This window comes from Hymenobacter agri, assembly GCF_054778495.1.
Genome location: NZ_BAAGZM010000520.1, coordinates 1 through 3,076 on the forward strand (window position 1 = coordinate 1; position 3,076 = coordinate 3,076).

Here is a 3,076-nt window from a genome sequence, read left to right on the forward strand (position 1 = left end):
CGCATGCACGCAGCCCGAATTAAAATTTGCATCGACCGACATAATCACAGAACCATCCTCACTTAGACCACCGCCATTTATTGAAATTCACAAGTGATTGATAAACGATGACCGATGAAAATTGGATTATTTTATAATGCATTAGTAGGTGTATAATAAATACAATATTCTTAATTGTAAATAACTAATTATTTATGGAGCTAATGTATTGGATTTAGTCATAATCTATTACCCATTCAATTAACTACTTACGCCACCGCTATTGCTAGCAGCAGGCCCGCCAGAGTGGCGGCCAGCTTGGGCCAGTTGAGGCGGTGCTCGGGGCTGGTTTCGAAAAGAATGGTAGTGGACACGTGCAGGAAGTTGCCGGCCACCAGCCCCAGCAACGCGGCGTACCAGCCGCTGCTCAGCAACTGCGAAAGCACCACGTAGTTGCTCACCACGATGCCGATTGGCGAGGCTAGCGCGAAAATCAGCAGGCCGGCCCACACGCGGCGGAAGCTGCCCAGCCGCAGCCGCAGCAGCGTGGCCAGCGCAAACGCGGCCGGCATGTGGTGCAGCGCCACGCCCACCACAATAGCGTAGAAATTCCGGCTGATGTCGCCGGCCTCGGGCGTGTGCACCAGCACGCTGCCTTCGAGAAACGAATGGACGACCAGCGCACTCAGCAGCAGGTAGGGCACGCGGCCGGGGGCGTCGGCGCTGTGGCCGTGCTCGTGGTGCACGTGGCCGTGCTCGATGCCCTGCGACAGCACTTCGAGCAACAGTTGCCCGAAAAAGCCGGCCAGCACCCAGTAGCCCACCTGCGCCGAGTGCCCCGGCAGCAACTGCAGGGCTTCGGGCAGAATGTGCGTGACGGTGAGCGTGAACAGGTAGGCCCCGCTAAAGGCCAGCAGCGGCTTCAGCCACTGCCCGCCGCGCGCCACCGGCACCCACGCCGCCGCCGCGCCTGCGCCCAGCACCGTGAGCAGCAGTAGAAAAATGGCAAAACCCATATCTGAATAATGAGGAATGAAGAATGAGGAATGAAGAATTAGAAGGTGACGGCATAAGCGTTAACTCTTCATTCCTTGGTCTTCACTCTTCATTCCGATAATGACGCAAAGCGGCAGCTCTGCGACCGCCAACCGGCGGGCAAAGCTGCCACTCACAATGAATTAAACCCGAAAACGGCGCGGCTTAGCGCTGCATCTGGTGGCCGTTAGCCGCCGTATCGGCTTGGGCCGATTTGCCGGCATCGTGCAGCTGGCCGCGCTTGCGCATGCCTTCTTCGGCGTTGGCCGACATGGCCGACTCGGGCGACACGTGCGTGGTGGCCGAGGCGGGGTTGCGGTTGTCGGCTTCAGCGGCTTTAATCAGCGGCGAGTTGGCGTTTTCGATGGAAGCGTTGGGCACCGAGTGGTCGAAGTTCTCGTCGTTGCGGGTGCCGGGGGCTACCACGTCAACCGACACTTTCTCGTCGGGGCGCCAGTCGGAGGGCTCGCTGCTGCAGGAAGTGAGGGCCAGCGTGGCAGCCGAAACGGCCAGCAACAGAGTGGAATTCAATTTCATCGAAGTAAAATAAGCGGAGGTTGAAAATTAAGCGGTAGGCGCGCCGGCTTCGGCGGGCAGCAGGTTTTTGCGGCGCAACATCGATTCAAACAGCTTGCGGTCGTTGTCGGCGTTAAATATTTTGAAGGGCAAATGTAGAAACACCGGCACGTCGAACGTGCGGGCCAGCCACAGGCGCCAGGCGGCCATGCCCTCGGGCGGGGTACCGGGCTTCAGGTACATCACGTAGGCGTCGGCCTCGCGGCGGGCACGGCCAATCATGTCCCAGCTCAGCTGCATGGCTTTGCCTTCCTTCTCGGGGCCTACGCGCAGCAGAATCTGCTTGTTGTCCATCTCAAACGCCATGCGCTCGAACAGCGGCTTGCTCTGCTCCATCTGCGTAATGCCCGTGACCTGCGCCGAGCGGAACAGCACGAACAGAATGGTGAGTACCACGGCCAGCACCAGCCACCACCACGAATGCACGAAAATGGCCGGCAGCAGCCCCAGCGCAAACGGGATGAGGGCGTACACCCAGTCTTTTTTCCACACTTCGCCCATCACCATCTTGGTGTAGGCGTCGGTAGTGAGCTGCGATTTTTTGGTCCGGATGGCCAGCGACGGCATCTGCTGGGCCTGGCGGAAGCCGCCGCCACCGCCGCGTTGGTTGGGTTGGTTCACGGGAATAATGTGAAAATGTGATGATGTGTCAGAATATGAAAATGAAGCTAATGCAAGGCATATGGAATGGTCTTAATTCAACACATTTCCACATCAGCACATTTCTCACATTCTGTTAAAATGCTTTTAAGCTCAAATCGAGGCTTTTGACGGAGTGCGTAAGGGCGCCCACCGAGATGTAGTCGACGCCGGTGCGGGCCACTTCGCCGATGGTTTGCTCGGTGATGCCGCCGCTGGCCTCGGTGGGGAAACGGCCGGCGATGAGGGCCACGGCTTCGCGCAGCTGGTCGGGCGGCATGTTGTCGAGCATGATGCGCTGGATGCCGCCGGCATCCAGCGCCTGCTGCACTTCGGCCAGCGAGCGGGTTTCGATTTCGATGGGCAGCTGCAGGCCTTTCTCCTGTAAGTAGGCGTGCGTGGCAGCAATGGCCTGGGCAATGCCACCGGCGTAGTCGACGTGGTTATCCTTGAGAATAATCATGTCGAACAGGCCGTAGCGGTGGTTCACGCCACCGCCAATCAGCACCGCCCACTTCTCGCAGAGGCGGAAATTGGGCGTGGTTTTGCGCGTATCGAGCAGCTTGGCGTTAGTGCCGGCCAGCAGCGTGGTGAGGTGGGCCGTGTAGGTGGCAATGCCGCTCATGCGCTGCATGCAGTTGAGCACCAGCCGCTCGGCGGTGAGGATGCTGCGGGCCGGGCCTTCCACCGTGAAGGCGATGTCGCCGTGCTTCACGCGGGCGCCGTCGGCCAGTAGGGGCGTCATGGTCAGGGCGGGGTCCACTTCGGCGAAGATGAGCGGAGCCAGCGCCATGCCGGCCAGCACGCCGTCGCCTTTCACCAGCAGGTGGGCGCGGTTGCGGGCATC

Annotated in this window: 4 protein-coding genes; all 4 read right to left on the minus strand. The window is 59.6% G+C overall.

Translation table 11 applies throughout. The features are described 5' to 3' along the window. Positions 1-248: 248 nt before the first annotated feature. Positions 249-995 (minus strand): ZIP family metal transporter, encoded by a 747-nt coding sequence (locus tag ACYVDE_RS18670; RefSeq protein WP_460503056.1) that lies wholly within the window; start codon positions 993-995, stop codon positions 249-251. 184 nt (positions 996-1,179) lie between these two features. Next, a complete protein-coding gene (locus tag ACYVDE_RS18675) occupies positions 1,180-1,551 on the minus strand; it encodes a hypothetical protein (protein ID WP_460503057.1) in 372 nt (123 codons plus the stop codon). A gap of 27 nt (positions 1,552-1,578) precedes the next feature. Beyond that, on the minus strand, positions 1,579-2,211 hold the full coding sequence (locus ACYVDE_RS18680) for a hypothetical protein (RefSeq protein ID WP_460503058.1): 633 nt from the start codon (positions 2,209-2,211) through the stop codon (positions 1,579-1,581). Between the two features lie 115 nt (positions 2,212-2,326). Continuing rightward, on the minus strand, positions 2,327-3,076 hold a 750-nt coding region (gene nadC, locus ACYVDE_RS18685), incomplete at its 5' end, for a carboxylating nicotinate-nucleotide diphosphorylase (RefSeq protein ID WP_460503059.1).

Coding starts and splice junctions, on each gene's coding strand:
- ACYVDE_RS18670 (WP_460503056.1), bottom strand. CDS start 995: ATGGGTTTTGCCATTTTTCTACTGCTGCTCACGGTGCTGGGCGCAGGC.
- ACYVDE_RS18675 (WP_460503057.1), bottom strand. CDS start 1,551: ATGAAATTGAATTCCACTCTGTTGCTGGCCGTTTCGGCTGCCACGCTG.